The organism is Rickettsiella grylli (assembly GCF_000168295.1).
Taxonomy (GTDB): domain Bacteria; phylum Pseudomonadota; class Gammaproteobacteria; order Diplorickettsiales; family Diplorickettsiaceae; genus Aquirickettsiella; species Aquirickettsiella grylli.
The window spans coordinates 1,083,099-1,107,912 of sequence record NZ_AAQJ02000001.1; the positions used below are offsets into that span (position 1 = coordinate 1,083,099).

A 24,814-nucleotide genomic window follows, 5' to 3' on the forward strand; every position below is an offset into this window, starting at 1 on the left:
ATGCTCTTTCATCTTATTCACTTATACTGAAATGTGCCCCTTATCTATCTCATGGCGTTGAATCCAGTGATGCTAAACTAATTGATAAACCGGGACCCATTGTGCTGGATAAACTTAACTTCTTTAAATAAACTCCTTTTGCCGTAGTCGGCTTCGCTTTTTTAACCACATTGATGAGCACTTCTAAATTTTGTAACAATTGTTCGGGCTCAAAATTCAATTTACCAATGGTGCAGTGAATTATTCCACCTTTATCGGCGCGGTAACGAACTTGACCCGATTTAGCATGAGATACTGCTGTGGCGACGTCCATAGTGACCGTCCCTATTTTTGGATTTGGCATCAAACCTCTGGGTCCTAATAACGGGCCCAGCTGTCCTACTAAGCGCATTGCGTCCGGCGTTGCAATCAGCACGTCAAAATCGAAATTACCGGCTTTAATAGTCTCCGCCAAATCGTCAAAACCCACGATATCAGCACCCGCAGCTTTTGCTGCTTCAGCATGGACTGCCTGAGCAAATACAGCAACGCGTGGTGTTTTTCCTGTTCCATGTGGCAAAACAACTGCGCCACGGACGACCTGATCCGACTTACGCGAATCAATGCCAAGATTAATGCTCACATCAACACTCTGATTGAATTTCACCGGAAATTCTTTTAATAAAGTAATAGCCTCTAGAACAGTATAAGTCTTTCCAGGAAGCACTTTTTCTCTCATCAAGCGAAATCGTTTACTTAATTTAGCCATCTTATGCTTCCCCCTCAACGTCAATACCCATATTACGCGCGGTGCCTGCTATCGATCGCATAGCGGCTTCTAAATCACTTGCGGTTAAGTCCGGCATTTTAACTGTTGCAATTTCTGCCAATTGTTGACGCGTAATTTTACCCACTTTATTTTTATTGGGGATACTACTGCCTTTGCTGATGCCCGCAGCCTTCATAATTAAATAAGATGCAGGTGGTGTTTTAATAACAAATGTAAAACTACGATCCGTGTGAACCGTAATGACAACAGGCATCGGCATCCCTTTTTCCATATTTTGAGTTCGCGCGTTAAACGCCTTACAGAACTCCATAATATTCACCCCTTGTTGTCCCAAAGCAGGACCAATAGGGGGGGCAGGATTAGCCTCGCCGGCCTTCACCTGTAATTTTACATAGGCTTGTACTTTCTTTGCCATTTTTTTACCTCCGGGTTAAACGCTTAGCGTAACCACCAAGCTCCCCATTGACGTACGCTTCGCAATGAAACGTTTGCTTCGTATGCCGCTCAGTTTGCAACCTTACGGTTACTTACTCTCCCGTCATCTTGACGAAAAACCCCATTTGCGATGCGTATATTCTCTCTAACCTTTTTTTCTAAAAAAGGGCCCTCATGCATCAAGCTTTTTTAACTTGACCAAACTCTAATTCGACGGGTGTCGAGCGACCAAAAATAATCACTGAAACGCGCAGTCGATTTTTTTCATAATTAACCTCTTCAACTTCACCATTAAAGTCAGCAAAAGGCCCATCCACAACACGCACCACTTCACCCACCTCAAATAAAACTTTAGGTCGAGGCTTATCGACGCCCTCCTGCATGCGCTGTAAAATTTTACTGACCTCTCGTTCACCCAAAGGCACTGGTTTATCACTCGTTCCACCAATAAATTTAATCACGCCGGGTGTTTTTTGAACGAGATACCAACTATCTTCACCCATATCCATTTCAACCAAAACATAACCCGGGTAAAATTTTCGCGCCGTTTTACGCTTACGACCTTGCCGTATTTCAATGACTTCTTCAGTCGGAACAATAATTTGGCCAAATTTTTCTGTTAAATCGTTTTGTTTAATTCGCTCATTTAATGCATCTAATACCTTGCGTTCATAACCCGAACGAACCTGAACAACATACCATTGCTTCGATCCTTCTGTCATACTTTCCTTTACGGCAGACATTTTTTCATGATCGGGTGTTAAAATAGGGTCGCTTGATGATTGCTCCTTCGCATCGATGCGAAGCCCTGATTTTTTTTCTGTCATATGTTAACTATCCTCTTTATTTATGCTGTTAAAAAAGCAACTGCCCATAACAAGAGTGTATCTATAGCCCATAAAAACAAACCCGCCACGATAACCATCACGATGACGATCAACGTCGTACGGATGGTTTCTTCCCGTGTTGGCCAAACGACTTTACGTAACTCAGCACGTGAAGCTTGCGCAAATACCCAAAATTGCCGTCCTATTGCCGTATAAAAAAATAAGGAGGCCAAAATAAGTATCGCTATTATCCAACCTATCAAGCGAATAGCGATGACTTGATGTGAAAAATAATGATTTGTATAAATAGATAGTAGGAAAACAATCCCCATCATTATCCAAAGTATCCACTCTCTTTTCACTACAGTGGTTTTATTTTCAAGCTTTACATTCTTCATTTCATCTATTTCTATCGTTTCTTCAAAAATAATACTTCGTTTCTTACGCTAGCTACCTGTTAAGCAGGCTTGAAGACAAATGACTTCGGTTCCTTCATTTTATCCATGCGTGCCAAGCCGAGACTTTTGGCAGGCCAGGAGGGAATCGAACCCCCAACCTGCGGTTTTGGAGACCGCTGCTCTGCCAATTGAGCTACTGGCCTAATTCAAATCGAATTCACGTGGATTTATAATTGAATGTCTCTCGGTTTTTGACATTTGAATCTAATTTCTCATTTAAATAAGTTTCTTCCCTCAGCAAGCCCCACAAAATTCTTATGGAGCCCACAACCGGGATCGAACCGGTGACCTCTTCCTTACCAAGGAAGTGCTCTACCACTGAGCCATGTGGGCTTTCTGCATTATGATACGCTGTTCACTTGAAGTTTCCTGTGGTTACGATCACCCACGCCGCACCGGTTCTCTTTCTGGAGCGGGTGATGGGAATCGAACCCACATAGCCAGCTTGGAAGGCTGGAATTCTAACCATTGAACTACACCCGCAATTAACGTTTATACACTTTTTTGCATTACACTCTTTTTATAAGGTGTAAGGTCGCTCAATTTTCAAGAAGCCACTAAAAACTTATTCTCGGTTTTATTTCGCGACACTCCCAGCTTTTTTGTTAAACCTATTTAACAAAATAAACTGGTGGAGGGGGAAGGATTCGAACCTTCGAAGGCTGAGCCGGCAGATTTACAGTCTGCTCCCTTTGACCGCTCGGGAACCCCTCCTCAAAATTGAGGGGGCTATTTTGCGAAAGTCAAGCCTGGATGTCAACCACTATTCTTATTACAATAGATAAATATTTTTTTTGTATTTTTATTATGCATTTTCAAATGAACATTTATTCTGCGGCAGTGACACTTTTCTTTGTGATGGACCCTCTCGGAAATATTCCTATTTTCTTGTCATTACTTAAACAAGTTGATCCTTGTCGACGTACTCAAATTATCTTTCGTGAGAGCTTAATTGCTTTTTTTATTTTGACACTTTTTTTGTTCTGCGGGAAGCCCATTTTAAATAGCTTACATATTAGCGAATCCGCATTAGGTATTGCTGGTGGAATTATCCTATTCCTTATCGCCATAAAAATGTTATTTCCTGCGAGCCAAAATAAGCGTGAAGTACAAACGAAAGGTGAGCCGTTTATTGTTCCCATGGCTATTCCTCTTCTCGCAGGACCTTCCGGCATGACCATGGTTATTTTGCTGGCGAGTCAAGCGCCTCACGAAATGGGCAAATGGTTTGCTGCTTTAGCGGCTGCTTCATTGGCAGCAACATTACTGCTTTTAATTGCCATACCTTTACAAAAATTGCTGGGTGTTAAAGTCATTGCTGCATTAGAGCGTTTAATGGGAATGATTTTAACCACGATTGCGGTGCAAATGTTTTTAACCGGTTTAGCGAGATATCTGAATAGTATAAGTTGACACTACTTGTTTCAATAAGGTTAATGCTTCATCGAGTTGATCTTTGCTAATCACTAAAGGTGGCGCCAAACGAATAACCGTATCGTGTGTTTCATAGCTTAATAAACCTTGATCGAGGAGCTTTAAAACAATATCGCGACCTTTTGCATAACGTGAATCAAGCTCTAGACCAATAAATAAACCTTGACCTCGCACTTCTTTAATCACAGGAGAGGTTATTTTCAATAAATTTTGAAGTAAATACTCGCCCAGCTCTTTTGAACGTTGAATTAAATTTTCATCAATAAGTACGTTTAAAGCTTCCAAAGCAACGGTTGCTGCTAACGGATTGCCGCCAAAAGTACTCCCGTGATCGCCTGGTGCAAAAACCTGCATGACATCACGACGACTTAAAAATAATGAAACAGGCAATAAACCACCCCCTAAGGCTTTCCCTAAAATTAAACCATCCGGTTTAACATTTTCATGCTCACACGCCAAAAAACGACCGGTCCTCCCTAAGCCGGTTTGTATCTCATCAAGAATAAGCAAGACATTATTTTCGCGACAAATTTTTTCAACGGCTTTTAAATAAGCATGCGGTGGAACAATAATGCCTCGTTCGCCTTGAATAGGTTCTACAAGAAAAGCAGCTGTGTTGGGTGTTATCGCCGAAGACAACGCGGTTGCACTGCCATACTCTATCAATTTAAATCCCGATGCAAAAGGACCAAAGCCATATTGATATTGAGGTTTGGACGACATTCCTACCACCGTCGTTGTACGACCATGAAAATTCCCTCGGCAAACAATAATCTCCGCTTGATTTTCAGCGACTTTTTTTACGGTATACGCCCATTTTCGAGCCGCCTTAATGGCCGTTTCTACTGCTTCAACCCCTGTATTCATCGGTAAAGCACAGTCCATCTGCGTTAAAGCGCAAATACGCTTTAAAAAAGCACCTAACTTATCGCTATAAAAAGCGCGAGAACAGATAGCCAAGCGTTGTGCTTGCTGGGTTAAAACGTTCACTAAGCGCGGATGACTATGCCCATGACTAACGGCTGAATAAGCGCTCATCATATCGATATAACGTTTACCTGAAACATCCCAAAGTTCGGCACCTAAACCACGGCTCAGCACCACCGGCAACGGATCATAATTCGTTGCACCATACTGTTGTTCTCGCTCAATAAAGTTATTCGTTAAATTGTGGTTTTCACTCAGTAGTAACTCATCTGTTAAAACACGTTGCTTTCCCATTTCGTTTTAGGCTCCAAAAATACTCAGTAATATTTCTTTGATTAACCATTCGGTTTTATTGTTCTTATCATGATAAGGATTGTATTCAACGACTTCAACGCCCATCAGTTGCGGTTCTTGACGTAATTGAATAAGCACCTGACATAAATCTCTTCCTGAAATACCATTAACCTCTGGCACCCCGACCCCCGGCGCATCAAAAGGATCAATACCATCTAAATCTAAACTCACTCCCACTTTTAAATTATTTTCTTTCATATACGCTAAGGCTTCTGTGAAAACAGTCTTTAATCCTTTTTTTTCAATACAGTGCATATCATAAATACGTACCCCTAAACGCTCTAATAACTTTTGCTCTCCTGTTTCAAAACTACGAATACCTATTAAAACTAAATGTTTCGGACAGAGCTTAGGGCGAGGCATTGCGATGTGAGTGAGCAATTTATCGCCATGACCTAGTAAAACGGCCAGCGACATCCCATGAACATTTCCAGTTGGCGTTGTTTCAAAGGTATGACTATCCATGTGTGCATCGATCCAGATCATTCCCCATTTACTGTTGGATTGTTCTGCTAATGCGGCAGCGACTCCACTCCACGTTCCTATTGCACAAGAATGGTCCCCCCCTAATACAGCAAACCGTTTATTCTGTTGAACACAACGAAACGTTAACGTGGATAATTCGATATTCAGTTGTCGTATACGTTGCAACTTCGTGTGGGTAGGATCACCTGGAATAAGCATCGCTTGCCAATGACTGGGAATGTTCTGCTCAGATAATTGTTGCGCTAAACCCTGTTTTTTTAGCTGTATGGGGCCGTTGGCACACCCTTCATCATTCGCAGCAACGCCTGATGCATAACCAATTAAGGAAAGTGAACCGCTCAATTTATTTCTACCTCTTTATTATTCATTTTATTTTTGAATGCTTATCATATCTAAATCCACTTAAACTTGATATATCTGAAAAGCCGACTAACAATAGATTTATGCAACCTCTTGCTCCCCTTATTAAAGATCTTGCTGTTATATTAGGTGTAGCGAGCCTCGTCACGCTCTTATTCCAAAAAATAAGACAACCGGTCGTATTAGGTTATTTATTATCCGGAATGATCGTCGGTCCTCACATTCCTCCTTATGATTTAGTCGCCGATGTGCCCAGTTTACGTACGCTCTCCGAATTAGGCGTTATTTTCTTGATGTTTTCACTGGGTTTAGACTTCAGTTTTCACAAACTGAAACGGGTCGGGACACCGGCTATCATTACTGGAATTTTTGAAGTCGTGATTGTTTTATTGATCGGCTTTTTATTAGGCAAATTTTTAGGCTGGCCTATTTATGACTGTATATTTTTAGGGGCTGCACTTTCTATCTCATCAACCACCATCATTATTAAAGCCATGGAAGAATTGGGCTTAAAGAGTAAACATTTTGCTGAGCTGATATTCGGTGTATTAATTGTGGAGGATCTATTAGCTATTTTATTACTGGCAGGTCTTTCCATTGTGGTGGGGACCCATGCCGTTATTTCTACCACACTTGCAGATTCCGCTATCAAACTTTTTATTGTTGTCGGGAGTTGGTTTTTGATTGGTTATTTTTTAATTCCAACGTTAATCCGAAAGTTAGTCAATATTGCCAATCAAGAAACCTTAACCATTGTATCTGTCGCTTTATGCTTAATACTGGTTTGTATTGCTGCTTATTTTGGTTACTCGACTGCTTTAGGCGCATTCATTATGGGGTCTATTTTAGCTGAAACTGATTTGATTCAGTTTATTGAACAATATATGCGTCCTATCCGTGATATCTTTGCGGCTGTATTTTTTATTTCTGTCGGTATGCTCATCGATCCAAGTATCATCATTCAAAATAGTGGAGTTGTCCTATTCATTTCTATCCTGACTATTGTTGCTAAAATTTTTGCAACTGCAACCGGCGCCTTAGTCGCAGGACAAAGCTTAACAACTGCTGTACGTTCAGGTTTTAGTATGGCTCAAATTGGCGAGTTTTCTTTTATTATCGCAGGGCTGGGTCTAACCCTTCAGGTCACACGCCCAGCCCTTTTCCCCATTATTATTGCCGTTTCGGCCGTGACGACCTTTACAACACCCTATCTCATTTTATCTTCAGCAACTTTCAGTCAATTTTTAGAAAAAAATCTCCCTCCGCGCACAAGCGCATTTTTAAATCATTACGCAATACTTATCCATCGTTATTTAAGGCTAAAGAAAAAACGGGTTATGTATAGTCAATATATTACGCGTTTACTGATTAATAGCGTCATGGTCGCTATCATTTTTAGCTTAAGCGAAAAATGGATATTTCCAAAAATAAACCAATGGATTAGTAATACCTATTGGGTCAACACATTAAGTTGCTTAATTGCTTTCTTATTCGCATCCCCTTTTATTTGGGGAATGATCTTTGCTTATCGCGCCTTTCCTCATCGACGACATACGGCCATTAAACCGATTATTGTCTTAGGGTGGACATTTACGTTAACTGTTCTTACGACGTTAGCCATTACTTACTTTCATACGTGGTCCATTATTTTAGTATTACTGATTGTTGCACTCGCGTTATTTAGTTTATTACATAAACCTTTGCAAAAATTTTATCCTTGGCTTGAAAAAAGATTTCTAGCCAACATCAAAACACCCAGCATTCACGAAACGTTTAAAGATGAATTAAATGCGTGGGGGATTAATTTAAAAGGGACAGATATCCAAAATAATTATTATTTTATTAATAAAACGTTACAAGAATTAAAGCTTTTCCAACAATTTGGTATCCATGTTATTGCGCTTTATCGGGGTCCTAAAATTATCCTAAGCCCCACCCATCATGAGAAAATTAGACTTTATGATAAATTATTTATTTTAGGGAGTGATGAACAAATCGATACGTTTAGTCAATTGTTAAAAATAACAACCTATCATGAAGAATTAGAATTATTCAACCAGCTTGAGTTAAAAACCTTTTTACTCGACAAAAATCACCCTTTTGTAGGACTTAGTATTGCTGAAGCCCTGAAAAAAACACACATTGATGGAATAGTACTCGGCATGGAACGTCAAAAGGCCAGAAAAATTAACCCCAATAAAGAAACGATTCTTCACAAGGAAGACTTATTAATCCTATTAGTTTATAAAACGTCACATTAATCACCAAAGTTGAGAGTGTTCACAAAACTGTGTCATTAATAATTTTATCGTAACTGTAAATTTAATCTGCCATCAAAAAATATCTGTAGTTGAGAGGCAATTAAGGCCCAATTATGCAGGGGCTGGTACCACTTTTCTAGTATTTTTTGACAGGCACAGTAAATTAATTTAAGTAAGGCATTTTCACTAGTAAAAGCGCCTTTATTTTTGGTATATTTACGCACTTGCCGATGAAACCCCTCCACTATATTCGTTGTGTAAACAATACGTCGTAGCTCTTCTGGGTACTTAAAATACTGAGACAAACGCTCCCATTGAGTTTGCCAAGACTTAATCACAGCAGGGTATTTTTTACCCCATTTTTCATCAAGCTCCAATAGGCGATGCTCGGCTAAATCCTTGGAGCTCGCACGATAAACCAATTTTAAATCAGCCATAAAGGATTTTTGATCTTTGCTGGTCACGTACTTTAATGAGTTACGGATTTGATGAATCACACAAAGCTAAATTTCTGTCTGGGGGAAAACCTCAGCAATGGCTTCAGGAAAACCCTTTAATCCGTCAATGCTAGCAATGAGAATATCCTCAACTCCGCGAGCGCACAAATCATTTAAAACGTGTAGCCAGAAACGAGAACCTTCATTTTCAGAAAGATACAGCCCTAAAATTTCTTTACGACCCTGATTGTTAACACCCAAAACCGAATAAAAAGCACGACTACTGACTTTTCCTTCAATACGCACCTTAAAATGCATGGCATCGAGAAATACGATGGGATACACAGATTCTAACGGTCTATTTCGCCATTCCGTTATAACCGGCATTAATTTATCGCTTATCAAGCTAATTTTAGCGGCTGAAACCTCAAGACCATACATATCCGCCAGATGTTCTTGGATCGCCTCATAGCTCATCCCAAGTGCATACAATGACAGTATTTTGTTATCTAAGGACTCGTTTAAAACCGTTTGACGTTTCTTAACCATTTGTGGTTCAAACGTTCCTAAACGGTCTCGGGGTGTTTCTAGCTCAAAACTTTCTGTCCCCGTTTTTAATAACTTACTGGTTTTTCCATTGCGTCGATTTGAGATATCCGTTGCTTTAGATTCTGATAAATGAGCGTCTATTTCCCCCTCTAACGATGCTTCGATAATTTGTTTTATTAACGGCGTTAATATTCCATCTTTTCCTGTTAACGATTCTCCTGATTTTAGCCGTGCTATCGCTTCAGCTTCAAATTCTTTACTGAGTATGGCTTGTTTCATGTCAACTCCTAAAATTGTTGATTTAGTTTAGCGTTGACACAGTTAATTGAATACTCCCCCAAAGTTTATGATTCGCCTTTCTTTTCGTATCGATCAGGATAGATAATCTGTGCAAAACCAGCCTTCTATCGGCTATTCGTGTTTTCTGGGGTACCAAAAACTTTGCATTATGCTAGCATAAACCTATTTTAGAGGAAAACCATCATTATTAAGCATTTTTTTCATCGGCTATTTTCAAAGAAAATAGCGCATTCACCCCCTCAAATTATTTCCCGGGCTGAACATACTATTTCTCGCAAAGATATTAGCTATAATGCGCTCAAGGTTTTATATCGTCTCCGTCAACATAAATACAGTGCGTATTTAGTAGGAGGGTGCTTACGTGATATTTTACTCAAGCAAAAACCTAAGGATTTTGACATTGCTACAAATGCAAGCCCGGAAGCCATTAAAAAACTTTTTAGAAATTGCCTATTAATTGGCAGACGTTTTCGACTCGCGCATATCCGTTTTGGCAAAGAAATTATAGAGGTCAGTACGTTTCGAGCACGAAGCAAAAAAAAATCGTTTAAGCACCGTAAAATTGCAACGCATGGGATGTTATTACGGGATAACGTTTATGGAACTATCGAAGAAGATGCATGGCGCCGAGATTTTACATTAAACGCTTTATACTACAATATTGCTGATTTTTCGTTGGTCGATTATTGCGGGGGGCTTGCAGATATCCACAATAAAATTGTTCGCATCATTGGTGAACCGCGATTGCGCTATCAAGAAGACCCCGTTCGATTATTACGCGCTATTCGTTTTGCTGGAAAATTAAATTTTCAATTAGATAAAGCAACCGCAGAACCGATACCCCAGCTTGCCCCCCTTCTTCGTTATGTATCGCCTGCTCGTTTATTTGATGAAGTCCTTAAACTTTTTCATCATGGCCAAGCTGAAAAAAACTACCAATTGCTTCAACACTATCACTTACTCCAGGAATTATTTCCGCTTCCTGAACGAGAAAGCAATGATGATACCGACAAACTTTTAACACTTATTTGCAAAAATACCGATAGACGCATCCGGGAAAAAAAAACAGTGTCACCTGCTTTTTTATTTGCCGTATTTTTATGGCCTACCGTAAAAGTAAAAACACAACAGCTCATTGCCCAACAGAATCCTCGTTTTGTCGCTCATCAACAGGCTGTTAACTATGCACTGAATAAACAGCAAAAAATGATTACACTCTCACGTCGATATAGCACTGTCATTCGAGAAATTTGGGATTTACAACATCGATTGTTAAAACGACAACCTTTTATGTTACACCGTTTAATACATCACCCGCGTTTTCGTGCTGCTTTTGATTTTTTATTGTTACGTACTGAAATTAAAGAAGTCGATTCTGAGATTGCAACCTGGTGGATACGTTTTTTAGACGCGGATGAGATGACTCGAAAAAAATTAATACATGCCGCGACCTTAACGTCTCGAGAAACGAGAGGCCCTAGAAAACGGGGAAGAACACTATGAATGGCGCACCCTCTCGCTTTACTCATTCGGATGAATGGAAAAATTTAAAACAACATGCTTCAGACCTAAAAAAAATACCACTGACCGAATTATTTTTAAATGATCCGTTTCGGGCTAAAACCTTTAGTTTAACGGAAAAACCCTTAACTGTTGATTATTCAAAAAACCCAATACTTGAAAAAACATTGACTTTATTAATTCAATTAGCGGATAGACTCCATTTAAAACAGAAAATTAACGATTTATTTCAAGGCGCTTGTGTGAATACGACACAGCATCTTCCTGCGCTCCATACTGCATTACGTAACCCCCATAAAAAGGGGCTCCTGATTAACGGAGAAGATATTTTAGTTAAAATTCATACCAATCTCGATAAAATGCAACAGTTTGTAGACGCAATACATCAACATCGATGGCGTGGATGGAGTGGAAAAAAAATAACTGATATTATTCATTTAGGCATAGGAGGCTCCGATTTAGGCCCCCGCATGGTCGTGCATGCCTTAAAAAAAACCTGGAAAGAAAATTCGATCAATCTTCATTTTATTTCCCCCATTGATGATTCATTATCGTATTTAATAAAAAAAATAAATTTAGAAACCAGTTTGTTTATTATTACCAGCAAATCGTTTAGGACGCACGAGACCCTCTCCAGTGCCACACAATTATTCAAACACTTTCAGGAAAAATACGGTGCACAATCCACCAAACGGCATTTTTTAGCCGTCACTCACCACATCGAAAAAGCGATTGCGTTTGGCATCGACCCCGCGCATATATTTCCACTTTGGAATTGGGTGGGTGGCCGTTATTCTTTATGGTCTGCAGTCGGTTTACCGATTGCTTTAGCCGTAGGTATGTCCAATTTTCGCACGCTGCTTCAGGGTGCTTATACGATGGATCAACATTTCCTCAATCAACCTTGGCGAACCAACCTACCCGTCATACTCGGTTTATTAGGCGTATGGCAAGTCAATTTTTTTCAAACGTCAGCACATGCCATACTCCCTTACGATACTCGGCTACACTATTTACCGGCTTATTTGCAACAATTAGAAATGGAAAGCAACGGAAAATCAATTTCTATTCATGGAAAACCAATCGACTATGCAACGTGTCCTATTATTTTCGGTGCGCATGGATTAAATGCGCAACATACTTTTTATCAACTCTTTCACCAAGGTACAGCCCATTTTTCAGCTGATTTCATTTGTACATTACGTGACCCCTCAATGAATATTAACGATCATCGACAGGTTATTTCCAGTGTACTTAGCCAAAGCAAAGTATTTATGGAAGGTTACGTGAGTGATAACGGTTATCAATGCCTCCCTGGAAATCATGCCAATACTATCTTGGCATTGAATGAACTTAACCCCTTTAGTTTAGGATTATTAATCGCACTTTATGAACATAAAGTTTTTGTACAAAGTGTTATCTGGCAGATTAATCCCTTTGATCAATGGGGCGTTGAGTATGGAAAACAATTAAATAAAACAATTTATCAACAGTTGAACAACACGGATACCTCCTTAATGACCCCTTTGGACAGTTCTACACGAGCATTCATTGAACGTTTTCAAACCCTAAATTGTTCATTAAAGCACACGCGTAAAATATGAACGTTTATCGTATTCTATCCGTCAGTCGGTTGTTCTAAAGAAATCAACAAAATCAGCTTCAATGAATAATGAATTAGCCACACTCAGAGGGCACTGATATACTTATCATTTTCCTTTCAAGGTTCATGCATGGATAGTGTCAACTCGAAACCCTTTTCCTCTGCAAAAAATGAACTCAAAAAACGTCGGGACCATCAAAAAGTAGCCTGGCCTGCTTATGAGCTGGCTTTTTTAGATCATGACTTCTTACTCCACAAATCATTACGTTCTGTGCGTTTACAATTGGAATTACTAAAGCCTGAACTTTCCCAACAAAAGTTAAAGATAGAATCCACGATTGTTGTGTTTGGTAGTGCTCGTGTTATCGATCCTGAAATAACGAAGCAACAATTAAAAAAGATACAACACACGTTAAAACAAAATCCAACGAATCTCTCTGCCAAAAAAGAAGAAAAGAGACTTAAAAATCAACTCGAAAAAGGGAAATATTATCAAGAATCACAACGTTTTAGTCAAATTATCTCTGAACGGTGTCAAAAAAATAAACGCCGTCATTTCGTGATTGTCACAGGTGGTGGACCTGGCATTATGGAAGCCGCTAATCGAGGAGCCCAAGATGTCAACGCAAAAAGCATTGGTTTAAACATCGTTTTACCACATGAACAAAGTCCTAATCCTTATATTTCGCCGGATTTATGTTTCCAATTCCATTATTTTGCTATCCGTAAAATGCATTTCCTCATTCGTGCCAGAGCCTTAGTCTGTTTTCCAGGCGGTTACGGTACCCTCGATGAACTTTTTGAAGCATTAACCCTATTACAAACCAAAAAAATTAAGCCCATTCCCTTATTGTTATTCGGTAAAAAATATTGGTCCAAATTAATTAATTTTAATTTTTTAGTGAGTGAGGGAATGATTGACGTAAACGATTTAAAATTTTTTCGTTACGTTGAAACAGCGGAACAAGCCTGGAAAATCATTGCTCAATTTTATAATTTAACGTGAAATAAATAAATTATAAAACGGATATAATTTTTCACGTCATCGCAAACCCATTTATTTTTGTAAAAACAAATGGTTTCTTTCATTAAGAAAACCTTAAGACTTCCTTAAGTTTTAATCTGTAAAATAAAATAAATAAAAATATTTGTTACGATTAACAAAGAAAAAACAAGGAATAAAAAAAATGCCTTTTAAAAATCAACGCGTTTCGGTTAAAGAATCCATTGAAAAGAAACATAAATTTTTAAACGATACCTCTCGTAAACAAAAAACATCACTTTCTTCTCCAAATTCCCAAAAAACAAAAAAACACTTGACAAAAATTCTGAAAAAGAAATGATTAAATCAGACAATGACATTAAATAATGTAGATAAAAATACAACACATTTAAAAGATAAAATGACAGAATTAGAAGAACAGATTTCTTTTTTAGAAAATGCTTGCCATTGGATTGATAGGGAAAATAATCAACTGCGCACACAAAGGGATTGTTTAGAAAGTGAAAATAGAACACTTAAAAATGAATTATCTGTCAATAATGTTCGTTCTCGTGTTTCAATTGCATTACAAAAATTAAAGTTAAAAACTTCTTCTGAACTATTAAAAGAAAATGATGATTTAAATCAACGTTGTGAAACATTTCACACTCAAATTAAACAATTAGAAACTTAAAAGGATGAACAATTAAAACAAACCGCCCATCAACGTGAGGATTTTCTGAAATTACAACAAAGATTCGAAAATACAATTCAAAAAAATGAAAATTTAAATGCGTTGATAAATCAATTGCGAAATGACGCAATAGGCTAAAAGAATCTGAGTCAACTCATAAAAATCAACTCATTACGCTCACAAAAAAAGTTGGAACACTCACTCACTCAGCTGCCGATAAGGAAAAAAAATTAATTGAAAGGAATCATGAAATAGATCATTTAAAAAATAAACTTGCTCGTAGTCAAAAAGACTATAGTCAATTAAATGTTGATTATGATAATCTAAAGCTTGAAAAAAAATCTGAATTAAAACAAATTCAAAACGAACTTGATATGAAAACATTTAATCAAGTTCCATCCAACACAACAACACATGGAGTGCAAGTTATGCATGGTACAAATCTTGGACTAAGTGATTCTACTTCGGAACTTTTATGTTCAGGTCCTCTTTTAAATCCTATACAAAAAAATAGCTCCAGTTCAGAAAATTTTTCTGCGTCATCGGGATATAATTCTTCCGATTTGATTAATTTGAATCATAATCCTTCTCGCGGAACAAGATCTTCAATTGATTCTCCTTGTTATCGCTTTCAAAAAGAATTGGGCGCGTTAATGGATCCAAATGCCTCTTACAATACAAAAAAACGATACAACAGTACACCTCATTTGTTCCTATCGTCTCACCCCCTTTCGCAGGCAACCGAAAATCGCGAAAGGCCGTCCAGTCCACTAAAAGCAGAAGTCCCAACAGATCAAGAATCTTCTTCACCCGCGCAAAACCAACCGACAACAGAAAACTCTCTTCATGAGATTCAAAAAAAGCTTGAAACAGAATTATTGCAACGTTTTACTGTCGAATACAATACAACACTGACAACGTTTTATTCAGATAAAAATAAACCTTTATTAGACTGTTTACTCGATTTAAATAGCGAAAAAGAAAAGCGTCAACGATTAGCTAAAAATACGACTACGACATTACTCAATAACGATCATTCAAACGCTCAACTAACCACCCTATGGCCTGAAATAAATAATTTGCACGATTCTAATCCGGCGACAACAAAGATTTTAACCGATCCATTCATTGTGAATAGCTTATTGAGTCCCGCATTAGAAGAAAATAAAAATAATACTCGAAATCTCATCACGCTCACCGAACAACTAACCGACACGTTTAAACAAGACAATCACTCGACCATGGTTAACGCGTTGACTCAAGCATTTGTAAAAAAAGCAACCGAGTTTGCTAAACGTTCATTTCTGATTAATAGCGATATGCGTATTGATTTTGATGCTGAACTTCAAGAAAAAGCTGCGTATCGTGCGAACCAATTAACACTCGAACTTTCTAACAACCCTCATCTTTTTTGCCTCATTATAGAAAAAATAAATAACAATAATTTAAGATCGTTCGCTCATTTAAATAAAGCAGAACAACTCGCGCCTTATATTTTTGATTCATTAGAATCGGACAACAAAGATTATAAACCGTACATCGTCGATGTGAGTCAGAAAATTTTAATTGATTGTTGCATAAAAATGTTACAACGCAATGAACGGGTTAATTTTATTAAAATTGCTGAAAACCTTTTAAACCATAAAGCTTCTGATCACGGTTTACGCTTAGATCCAAATCAACCAATCAATGGAATCGCTCAAGCGAGTCAAGAAGCTGTAAATCAACTATTAGAAGAAACTTCTGCAAAAAATAGTATACTGCGTTTAATAAAAAATAATTCGGCTCCTCTAAATCTTTTGGAAGCGAGTAAACAAAGGTTACAGGAACAACTTCGAGAAAATATTGATCAACAGTTTGAACATTATCTCCCTAATCTTCGTTTAGATCCCATTTTTAAAAAAATTAATATTCATCGTCTTTCATCATTTCATACGCTACCGGAAGGTTCAATGGATTTGATTTTAACGGACACCGAAAAATCAACGTTCCCTATAGAATTACAATATACCGATTCTCCTGCAGAATTTATTACCGAACTTCAATTAAAGTATCCTTATTTTTGTTCTCAGGCCAATCATCAATTTGATCAAGAAATCTTTCAAGCATTACGTTTAATGCTTCGTAAGAAAGCTTTAGAAACATTGCATAAAACGCTTCCCCAAGACAACGACATTGACCATTGTGATGCTACCCGTTGGTTAGAAAAAAAATTACGACTCATCACAAATCAACCGATTAAACTTATACTGGATGCTAAACAACAAAAAAAACTCGATCAACAATTTAAAAAGCAATTTTCTTTAACCCCCTTAACCGATGAAGCCATTACGTATCAATCGGTCAACGCATTAAAAACCGAATTAGACAAGCTACATACGTTTCAAAATAAGCTTCTTACTAAACGGCATGAACTATTATCTGAAATTGAATCTAAGCTTTTAATCTACCCTCATTTAGTTGAGGAAGAGGATAGCGATCGATTTAAAACTCATTTAAATAACGCACTATCGGCTACGTTGATGTCTGTTGATTCGGATCAAATTAAAATCTTACTCGAAAAAATAAATGGTCAATTAAGAAATAATAAATGGGCTTATTTAAATAAAAATCTCGCTGAAACCATTACTTGTGAAATTCTTGCGAGCAACGCTACTCTTTTCCCTTTTGACAAAAAAAATATTTTGACGCAGGTAGAAAAAACCTTAAATACATTATCTAAATTTTATAACCTTCAAGAAATTCAACAAAAAAGAGACCAGTGGAAAATTGATATTCAATGGCTTTTTTCTTTCAGAAAAAAATTAGAATCTCTGAATCATTCACTGTATACCCGAATCGCAAAGCTTGAAAATATGAAAAAAATGAAAGAAGCCGATGTCGTATTAGGACATGAGACAGCAATAAGCTCAACCGCCCCAGGAGCGGTCTATATTCCACATCATTGTTGTGTGGTCACTGATGTCAATCCCTCTATTTCTCCAACTTCTTTTTTTTCTGTTAAAAGCAATGTTTTTTATAAACAAAATGCACTTGAAGTTAATCAAAAGCTTACTTTTGAGCAAACGTTATCGAATAAAGAAAAATGCACCTGGTCGGTTACACGGACCGATGATAAGTCATTGTTCTATGAAACATATCAATCGTGGAAAAATATGAGCACTATGATTAAGGATTATATGGGTTATCAAACAAACTACGTCAACGAAATTAGTTTTTCGCAAATGATTCATGCCGTTAATAGTTTCAAAAACGGATCCATTTGTACCATCCAGGTCGGTCAATGTTCAGCGGACATGGAAAAAAAATTACAGCTTTTTACAGCCGCCTATAATGAATTACGTCATACGACCGATCCGCTGTTAATCTGCGATTTTAATTCAGAACTCGACATAAAACCTTCAGAAATAGAGTTGCTAAAAACTGAAATTAAAAATAAATTAAAACTACAATCACATGAACTTGATACTATCAATAAACAACTATGTCAGCCTGTCCATATTCCTTCTGTTTCTAGATTTCGTTAAGGGAACCGTTTATGTCACTATTTGATCTTCACTTAAAAAACTTTGAAATAATAACTACAAAACTTTGTCATTCATTACAAAATGATTTACCTCAGTTTGATGAAGCAGAGTTTTTTAAAATGTTTGGGGGGAAATTGGAAGATAATCTTTCTATGGAGGGAAAAGCTCTTTATAAATCAGAATTAACCCAGAATGTATTGAGCACTATTCTGAAAGAATCCCATGAAAAGCTTCAACAGGTGTATAAAACGATTTTATCCGCTGCTGAAACTGAAATTCAAACCAATTTTGATCCTACAGAAACTGAAAATTCGGCTCAAAACAAATTAAAATCGAAACTTGAGCGCATTAAACAGGACGTTTACCCGACATTAATCGACACATTAAGAATTCAAAATCAGGTGTTTAATAACCCTGCTGACGAAAAAGAATTAAGCGCGGCTTTTAGTGATTACTGGAATATAATAAGCAAAAAATATAATAATAACGTAAGAAAAATAAATTTAATCTGGTCTAAATTAGCTGCGCTTAAATTGCATATCCGAAATGAGGAAAAAAAACTTCGCTCAAAAAATTCTGCTACAAGCTTTGCAGTGAATGAAATCGATCTTGATAAACTCTCGATAGGTGTTGCACCTGAACCAACTCACGGTTGGAAAATCGACATTCCGAATCTTAAAGAAAGATTACTGTATAAATTGGCAAATCAAAAAGCAGACGAAACATTTCATATTATCGTGACTGTTCCTGATAGAAATGGAATCACGAGACAAATCGGAGAAATTGGATTTCAATGTCGAAGTCCTGCTGTTGCTCTCCTTGCCTTACTCACATTCTATCTTCTCGCTATAATCTGTAATAATGACATTGAAAGAATGGTCACAGCCTTTGAAGCAATCATTAAACAAGACGGCATTGCAATCGATCCGAATAAAATAAATTATACACTCAAGCAATGTGATAACCACGGTAAATCGACGGTTATTAAGGAAAAACTTTCGTTAAACTTACTGCAAACTACACGTTTACATAAGGCGAATCAAGCACTTAAAGAAAATTTTAAAAAAGAGTATAACGCGATAAAAAAAATGGATTCCTCTAAAGAAGATTATCAATCCGATGCTGGCTATGACTCCGAAGAAGAGCAAACGTCAGAAAATTCATCAATGGAACTTCGATTATAGGTTTTTCGGTTAAAATTGAGGACGAAAACTATCTAGATGAGGCAAACGGCTACGAAGTATTAATGTTTGCTTGTCCGGAATAAAATTTATAATCTTAATTTTGTATTTTTCACATTCTAACCAAGCAAAACGTTTCGCGGCGATTAACCCTTCGCAGTGTAGTTGTTTAGCGCCTCGATGACTTAACAATTTAATCATCTCTTTCACGGTGGTCAGTAATCGGCCTGTCGATGTGCACCCGTAATGTCTTCCTGCAGATACTTTCAGACACGTCCCATAGTCAACGATTGAATAAGCATGATCCATGTGGATAATGTTTGGTTTTTCAGTTTTAGATGTATTATTTTCTGTTTCAGAGAAAGAAACTTCAAAATAATTCCACAATAACAATAAATATAAGTAAGCTTGTCGATTGACCTCCGTATAGGAGGTCATTTTCGAAAGTTGTGAAAATAACGCTTCCAGACCAAAATCGGGCTTTTCATCATTCATCACAGAACCTTTTTTTATGGGGGGTTATAGAAAAAATGTCACTTATAACGCCGCTGTCTCAGCCGCGGTACGCGCTGCGCTGCTACTTCCGCCGCCTCCTGAAGCGCCACCACCACCGCCTGGAGGAGGTGTACCACCTTCATCACCCCCTTCTGTGGTGGCAGACGTTTGATTTCCTGGCAACATCGCTTTACTTGCTTGTTGTCCGGTTGTTATCGCATCATTAAACGTTTGAGCAGTAGGCGCTTGCTGCGCAATATGGCCTATATCTCGATCGTGCTGACCACGAATACTTTGCAACATCGATTCTTCATGACCACTTTCTTGTGGGCCACCAATCCATCGTAGCACTTTATTAGGCACTTCATAAATCATTGCAAACGATCGATTAACGATAGCTAATATCGCTGCTGTATAAATCGCCATCATCGCTAATTGATAGATAATACTCAATAAATCGCCGTTATATTCTGTTAAAAACTGCACTGCTATCGCAAAACCACGATTAAATACGGATAAAGCAACATAAGATAAAATAATACCGAAAATCAAACCAAACACCATTAACATAGGACGCAAAAAAACACTTGCAAGTAACATGATAGATTGTTCAGCTTTCCCTAAAAAGTCATGCCCTTCAGGATGCGTTATGCCTAATGCCACGAGGGGTGCTGCTAAAACAGCCTCTAAAACAACTGCAAACCATGTAATTGCACCGAACGTAAATAAGAAAAAGGGGATAAGGGGGACATAATAAGATAATAATGAACCGAGAATTAAATTGATAATCATCCAAATCGTAATTAATGGCATAAATACCGATATAATGACCGAAGCGACTAAACCGGCTACAATGGCAGGTCCTGGAAAGAAAAATGAAACGACGCCACTAATTCCACCTAACGCAACTGCTGCGCCGAGGATCCCTATCCATACTTTTTCGACCATAGCCACTAAGCCATTTCCTACAGAAACTAGCGCAAAAATAGGGTCCTTATGTTGTTTATTAATATTATCGGAGAGTGTTTTTTCGAAATCATACACTTGTGGAAAGATGATATTCATCAGCCCATTAACAAGCTTGCCAACAGCGGGGATTTCTCCTTTATTTTCTGGAAAAGTGGGATTCGCTTCAGGACCTGGGTTATTATTTGACCCTGCCAGTGCCATTTCAGCATCGACATAACGATCAATAACGCCGTTGTTCATCGGTAAATTATTTTTTAAATTAATTTTAACATTTTCATTGCTGATATCATTGAAACTTCCTTTATCATAGTTTGGGAAAAACGACGTATTCAATTTATCTTTAATGGCTAATAAGCCTGTATTTTCTTTTATACTTTGCTCTAACCGTGCCATATTATAATAATAGCTGCCGGCGAGTATCCATCCAGCTTCTTTCGCTTTGGTAATAAATTTTTTGTATTGCTGGCTCGCATCATCATTCAAGGATCGTAATGCAGGTTTTACAATCGCAAAATAATCATCCCCTGCATCCACTAAACTGTTTGGGCTAAAAAGACTAGGGTCTACTGTTAATTGAATAGGTAATATAGGAGTCGTGGAGTTAGGGGGGACTAATTTATTGGCAATCGATTTCGCAAGGCCACCTAAATCTAATGTCATTTGCCTTGCTGCAATACTCGCACTATCATTCGCTGTTAATTGCGCTGGATTATCAACCTGATTGTGATCATCCTTCCCAATAAAATTCCATGAAGCATTTCCGCATATCCCTATATATTTAGCATAAGGTGTATTGACTAAGCCTTTTTTTCCAGGGAACGTAATAAAACCCCCAATATCTTTTGAGTAATCGATAGGTAACCCTGTGTTAGCGCCGCCAGGGCTCTTTCCTGTTACCGATAAGGAGCTCATAAAATTAGGAACGTACACCTTCTCTCCCGCATTTTGTGCGATTTCTCGGGTTAGCGCATTTTGAACAGAAAGCATACAGGCTTCCGATTTTAAAATATTTCCAGCTCTATTGATGAGAAAGGTATTATCCCCCTCTCCTAAATTGTGATCAGGGGCTAGCGATTGGATAGGTTCAACAATGGTGCCATTGCGATTCATATAGTTTAACGCAACGTTCCAAACCTCGTCTGCAGCACCTACACCTTGAACCACAACCCACATGACAAGCACTTGAATAAAAGAATAACCCGTCGCTTTGGGTAACAATAAGCCGATACCACCGACGGTTCTGAGTGGAACCCAAATTGATGACCATTTTCTGCCGAGGAACTCCCCTTCATGTGATGTATTTAAGATCGATACAAATAAAACATAACTTAATACCGTAGATGCCATGACTAATATGATCGAATTAAACGCACCGAACATACTACCTAAAATTTGACTTCCTGTTCCATGTAATACCCCATCTACAACCCCAAAAATGGTGGCTAAATAAGTCATTGATAAATCAGCCGACGCGGGTGCTAAGCTTAACGTATCGGACAACACGAGGGATGGGAATAAACAAAAAAAACCAGCCAATAAAAACTTTTTCATTATTTTTTGTTCCTCGTAAAAAATTGACCGTTTAACCAGTCACGAAAGCAACAACCTAAACGCCGCTGTTTAATTTGAAAGAGCCAAAAATGATAGCGGAAAACTTGGGTTAAAATAATGAGGCTTATACCAAGACAAGGATAAAACCCTCGATAAGCATGAATAGAGAAAAGATAAATACTATAAAAAATGGTTACTAAAAAAAGGAAAATCCATATCCACAATAAGCGCGTAAATACTTTAGTGCGTTGAACTAAATCAGCAGGAGTCAATTTAAGTCGTAACAGCGCTTCCTCAAAGGATTCCTGCATTTTAGCGTGATGAGGAATAAAGGACTTTTTAATAAACCTGAAAAAAAACCGATTTCTTTTAACCCATCGCGGATAGTCTATCCATTTTGGAACATCAACTGCCGGTTTCATTATTTTTTTTATACGACCAAAAAAACTCATATCACCCCGCGTTGGGTTTAATTGTCTATACTATCTTGGCCTCAATCAACTTGCAAATTTTAGCTCCCAACAATAACCTTCGAGGTTAATTCGTCCATTTTTAATTTGCAAGACATTCAATTTGATTTAATGCGCATTAAGTTGGATAATTAAGCCTTGTAGCGTTTTATACAGAATAGGAAAGAATATTAAAATAAAGTAAGTTATATATTATGCCTGATCTTTCTCACAAAGGTTCGCACCTTTATTGGAAACACTATCAAGATCCTTTGATTTATCGCGTTCTTTGCTTCATGGAAAGCGTTGAAACGTGGACCAAAAATGGTGATGCTGCACTTGAAGCAAGCCTTGTAACCTTCGCTAAAGAACTGGATACTATCGATAAAATTGATCTCGATAAACTAGCCAAGCAAGCGCTCTTTATTCGTTTAGGCAATCATCTTGGTATGTCGCGTACCTTACGATTACTTCAAGCGCTCGACACGTCACACCCCGGATCTGCCGCAAAATTATTGATGCACGCGGAAGAAGTCAGTCAAAGCCCAGAGGATGAAGCGGGTTTATTTCTCCGTAGAAATATTAGCTTTGAGCGTTTGCGCTTATTGGCTCGTGTTTTTTCAGAAGATCGGTTGAACTTGGTTTTAAAAGCTCTGGAGGGTGAATGACATGTTAAAAAAAATATTGTTTACGCTCTCTATTTTTCTCTTTATGTTTTTTGAAAATGGGGCACACGCTACGTATTTTGAAATTTCAAACGATCCGCTACACGATTATCATAATGAAATTAAACAATCTGAAATGCGTGCTTCACAAGCCATTCTAAATACTTTAAAATCCACAGAGTCTGATAGCCTCCCCCTCAACGAAGCGCAAACACCCTCTCAGTCCTCTTCAAAAAAACCAATACCGCATTCAAATCACCCCAATACCGATAAAGCCTTTACGCCAGCAGAAAATATTTCTGCTTCTGCAACGCACCCCAACAAAAACCCTTGGCTTCAGCCTAATCCGTGGGCAAAAAGCACACCGACTATTTGGGAAAAAAATGTCAAAATGAACCCTTATGCCAATATCCCTGTCCCTGGACCTTTACCGTCTTCAAAAAATACCGTTCCGAGTCCTCCAAATATTTTTTTACCGCAAGTCGCCCCTGCAAACAACCCGTCATCGAATGCCAATGACTAAAAAATTTACTCTCAAACGCCATGAGGATGTTATGATGTACCCATCAAAAATAAAAAAAATTAAAATCCATTTCATCCGTATTTTTCTAACGTTACCCTTTTTATTCGCTTTACCTTGCTATGCCGATATAGATCCCATTCCACCACTTAATCTCACGGCCCTGAGCATAAAAAAGTTAGTAGCGGGTTATGGTAGCGAGGCGATCTCAAAAAAATTAATGAACCTGGCACCCGCGGATGATGCCTTAACGATTGTCATTAACACTGCTCAAGCGGCTTATTTGCTCCATCCAAGCTCACCTTTGGTGAGTCCTTTGACACAGCAATTATTAAAACAATCGGCTGACTTAATGGATAATATCAATAATAAAGTAGTACTTACCTGGGAGCCTTACCAACAATCTAATCCGAATGTGGAACAAAATCCTTTAGGCTCAATCGACATTAATAGTTTATTACAACCTATCAGCTACAATCCTACTGAAGAAACCGTTGCTAAAAATGTTATTCATGCCTTAACCAATACGTTAACACCTGTAAACACCATTAATTTTAATCAATGGGCTGCTCATTTAGAGGGAGATAAACAAACTAATTTAAAAATTAAACTCAGTGAAAAACCGGTTAAAGAGTATCTTGCTACGCTACGTCGCTATTTAACCACACAAAGTATAGCGCTCAGTAATTTTTATCAATTATATACCGAACGTCAACCCATCTGTCCTCGCAACGTTGATCCTGCACTTCAGCCGGTGCTCATGACATTAATGCGTCAAACCCATGCGCCAGTCAGCCCATTAAAACTAGAAAATTTTATGGCTACACGTAGAATTCTTGATAAAAATTGGTATGAAAACTTAATCAAGGAAAATCCTGCGACCTTACAACGCGAACAAACTGAGCTACTCGCTGAAAATCTAGCCGAAAGCTATCATACACGGATGACATTAGAACGTTTACTCGCTACTATGTCGGTTCTAGTCCTTGAACTTAACAGTAATGAACGTGCACAATTACAGAATCAGACACAAGCACTTCTTAATTCGAATCATAATTAA

General features: G+C 37.9%; 21 protein-coding genes, 4 tRNA genes and 1 pseudogene. 12 read left to right on the top strand and 14 right to left on the bottom strand.

The features are described from left to right. Positions 1–49: 49 nt before the first annotated feature. The 8 genes from rplA to RICGR_RS05090 all read right to left on the bottom strand — a co-directional run bounded on the left by rplA (position 50) and on the right by RICGR_RS05090 (position 3,203). Entirely contained in the window at positions 50–748 is a 699-nt protein-coding gene (gene rplA, locus RICGR_RS05055; RefSeq protein ID WP_006035316.1) for a 50S ribosomal protein L1, read from the bottom strand. 1 nt (position 749) lies between these two features. Beyond that, entirely contained in the window at positions 750–1,184 is a 435-nt protein-coding gene (rplK, locus tag RICGR_RS05060; protein ID WP_006035811.1) for a 50S ribosomal protein L11, read from the bottom strand. Between the two features lie 199 nt (positions 1,185–1,383). Further along, a complete protein-coding gene (nusG, locus tag RICGR_RS05065; RefSeq protein WP_040615566.1) occupies positions 1,384–1,926 on the bottom strand; it encodes a transcription termination/antitermination protein NusG in 543 nt (180 codons plus the stop codon). 125 nt (positions 1,927–2,051) lie between these two features. Then, positions 2,052–2,429 carry a preprotein translocase subunit SecE gene (gene secE / locus RICGR_RS07965; RefSeq protein WP_040615186.1) on the bottom strand — a complete coding sequence of 126 codons (378 nt, stop codon included), beginning with the start codon at positions 2,427–2,429 and terminating at the stop codon, positions 2,052–2,054. A 127-nt stretch (positions 2,430–2,556) separates the two neighbouring features. Continuing rightward, positions 2,557–2,632, bottom strand: a tRNA-Trp gene (locus tag RICGR_RS05075). A 115-nt stretch (positions 2,633–2,747) separates the two neighbouring features. Beyond that, a tRNA-Thr gene (locus RICGR_RS05080) sits at positions 2,748–2,822 on the bottom strand. Positions 2,823–2,897: 75 nt separating this feature from the next. Further along, positions 2,898–2,972, bottom strand: a tRNA-Gly gene (locus tag RICGR_RS05085). A 146-nt stretch (positions 2,973–3,118) separates the two neighbouring features. Next, positions 3,119–3,203 (bottom strand) — tRNA-Tyr (locus RICGR_RS05090). 105 nt (positions 3,204–3,308) lie between these two features. Between RICGR_RS05090 and RICGR_RS05095 the strand changes: the two genes are divergently transcribed. Continuing rightward, entirely contained in the window at positions 3,309–3,902 is a 594-nt protein-coding gene (locus RICGR_RS05095; protein ID WP_040615567.1) for a MarC family protein, read from the top strand. On the opposite strand, the gene rocD is transcribed toward RICGR_RS05095, so the two are convergent. Both rocD and RICGR_RS05105 read right to left on the bottom strand, forming a co-directional pair. Next, on the bottom strand, positions 3,873–5,144 hold the full coding sequence (gene rocD / locus RICGR_RS05100; RefSeq protein WP_006035066.1) for an ornithine--oxo-acid transaminase: 1,272 nt from the start codon (positions 5,142–5,144) through the stop codon (positions 3,873–3,875). The two genes, RICGR_RS05095 and rocD, sit on opposite strands and share 30 nt — an antisense overlap. Before the next feature lie 6 nt (positions 5,145–5,150). Further along, the gene (locus RICGR_RS05105) at positions 5,151–6,032 is read right to left on the bottom strand and encodes an arginase (RefSeq protein ID WP_006035828.1); all 882 of its coding nucleotides are present in this window, start codon (positions 6,030–6,032) and stop codon (positions 5,151–5,153) included. A gap of 101 nt (positions 6,033–6,133) precedes the next feature. On the opposite strand from RICGR_RS05105, the gene RICGR_RS05110 reads away from it, so the two are divergent. Continuing rightward, complete coding sequence (locus RICGR_RS05110; protein WP_006035192.1) at positions 6,134–8,311, top strand: cation:proton antiporter; 2,178 nt, start codon at positions 6,134–6,136, stop codon at positions 8,309–8,311. Positions 8,312–8,355: 44 nt separating this feature from the next. On the opposite strand, the pseudogene RICGR_RS05115 reads toward RICGR_RS05110, so the two are convergent. Continuing rightward, positions 8,356–9,576, bottom strand: a pseudogene (locus RICGR_RS05115) (IS256 family transposase). A 267-nt stretch (positions 9,577–9,843) separates the two neighbouring features. On the opposite strand from RICGR_RS05115, the gene pcnB reads away from it, so the two are divergent. The 7 genes from pcnB to RICGR_RS05150 all read left to right on the top strand — a co-directional run bounded on the left by pcnB (position 9,844) and on the right by RICGR_RS05150 (position 19,108). Further along, on the top strand, positions 9,844–11,100 hold the full coding sequence (gene pcnB, locus RICGR_RS05120; protein WP_081441697.1) for a polynucleotide adenylyltransferase PcnB: 1,257 nt from the start codon (positions 9,844–9,846) through the stop codon (positions 11,098–11,100). Next, positions 11,097–12,722: a glucose-6-phosphate isomerase gene (gene pgi, locus RICGR_RS05125; RefSeq protein ID WP_006035636.1), complete on the top strand. Its 1,626-nt coding sequence runs from the start codon at positions 11,097–11,099 to the stop codon at positions 12,720–12,722. Before pcnB ends, pgi begins: the two co-directional genes overlap by 4 nt. Positions 12,723–12,851: 129 nt before the next feature. After that, complete coding sequence (locus RICGR_RS05130) at positions 12,852–13,727, top strand: LOG family protein (protein ID WP_006034853.1); 876 nt, start codon at positions 12,852–12,854, stop codon at positions 13,725–13,727. A gap of 181 nt (positions 13,728–13,908) precedes the next feature. After that, positions 13,909–14,064: a hypothetical protein gene (locus tag RICGR_RS07970; RefSeq protein WP_006035580.1), complete on the top strand. Its 156-nt coding sequence runs from the start codon at positions 13,909–13,911 to the stop codon at positions 14,062–14,064. A 12-nt stretch (positions 14,065–14,076) separates the two neighbouring features. Further along, entirely contained in the window at positions 14,077–14,397 is a 321-nt protein-coding gene (locus tag RICGR_RS05135) for a hypothetical protein (protein WP_040615190.1), read from the top strand. A gap of 374 nt (positions 14,398–14,771) precedes the next feature. After that, on the top strand, positions 14,772–17,924 hold the full coding sequence (locus RICGR_RS05145; RefSeq protein WP_006035172.1) for a hypothetical protein: 3,153 nt from the start codon (positions 14,772–14,774) through the stop codon (positions 17,922–17,924). A gap of 11 nt (positions 17,925–17,935) precedes the next feature. Continuing rightward, a complete protein-coding gene (locus RICGR_RS05150) occupies positions 17,936–19,108 on the top strand; it encodes a hypothetical protein (protein WP_006035955.1) in 1,173 nt (390 codons plus the stop codon). 9 nt (positions 19,109–19,117) lie between these two features. On the opposite strand, the gene RICGR_RS05155 is transcribed toward RICGR_RS05150, so the two are convergent. From RICGR_RS05155 to icmV, 3 genes are read right to left on the bottom strand one after another with little or no spacing between them, the layout of a single operon-like run. Beyond that, the gene (locus RICGR_RS05155) at positions 19,118–19,600 is read right to left on the bottom strand and encodes a hypothetical protein (RefSeq protein WP_006035071.1); all 483 of its coding nucleotides are present in this window, start codon (positions 19,598–19,600) and stop codon (positions 19,118–19,120) included. 42 nt (positions 19,601–19,642) lie between these two features. Beyond that, positions 19,643–22,120 carry a type IVB secretion system protein DotA gene (gene dotA / locus RICGR_RS05160; protein ID WP_006035795.1) on the bottom strand — a complete coding sequence of 826 codons (2,478 nt, stop codon included), beginning with the start codon at positions 22,118–22,120 and terminating at the stop codon, positions 19,643–19,645. Further along, positions 22,120–22,572 (bottom strand): type IVB secretion system protein IcmV, encoded by a 453-nt coding sequence (icmV, locus tag RICGR_RS05165; RefSeq protein ID WP_006035383.1) that lies wholly within the window; start codon positions 22,570–22,572, stop codon positions 22,120–22,122. Before icmV ends, dotA begins: the two co-directional genes overlap by 1 nt. Positions 22,573–22,784: 212 nt before the next feature. Here icmV and icmW point away from each other — a divergent pair, with 212 nt between their 5' ends. The 3 genes from icmW to RICGR_RS05180 are packed head-to-tail and all read left to right on the top strand — an operon-like array spanning position 22,785 to position 24,814. Further along, the gene (gene icmW / locus RICGR_RS05170; RefSeq protein ID WP_006035278.1) at positions 22,785–23,237 is read left to right on the top strand and encodes a type IVB secretion system protein IcmW; all 453 of its coding nucleotides are present in this window, start codon (positions 22,785–22,787) and stop codon (positions 23,235–23,237) included. Position 23,238: 1 nt separating this feature from the next. Further along, entirely contained in the window at positions 23,239–23,757 is a 519-nt protein-coding gene (locus tag RICGR_RS05175; protein WP_006035546.1) for a hypothetical protein, read from the top strand. Between the two features lie 31 nt (positions 23,758–23,788). Next, positions 23,789–24,814 carry a hypothetical protein gene (locus tag RICGR_RS05180; protein ID WP_240992229.1) on the top strand — a complete coding sequence of 342 codons (1,026 nt, stop codon included), beginning with the start codon at positions 23,789–23,791 and terminating at the stop codon, positions 24,812–24,814.